At 32.5% G+C, this 209-nt stretch carries 1 protein-coding gene; it reads right to left on the reverse strand.

Annotated elements, in window-relative coordinates:
* Nucleotides 1-157, reverse strand: a 157-nt coding sequence (locus ASJ81_RS24710) for an ISAzo13-like element transposase-related protein (protein ID WP_394339142.1), incomplete at its 3' end; no start/stop codon positions are given.
* Nucleotides 158-209 lie beyond the last annotated feature (52 nt).

The raw sequence follows: 209 nt of genomic DNA on the forward strand, positions 1-209 counted from the left end.
CCTTACTGGTTCCTAAAGTGATGTAACCTTCATTAAGCTTAACGTCGTATACGCCATGCGGAATTACAACACCATTTGAAAATGTATTGATATCGTGATCATATACTTTTACCGTTTGAGTACAATAAAATTTTCCATCTCGGTAGAAATTACCTATGAATTCTTTTTTTTACATCTATACTGATAATCGGATTTTCGCTGTTAAAGAA

This window comes from Methanosarcina spelaei, from assembly GCF_002287235.1.
Taxonomy (GTDB): Archaea; Halobacteriota; Methanosarcinia; order Methanosarcinales; family Methanosarcinaceae; genus Methanosarcina; species Methanosarcina spelaei.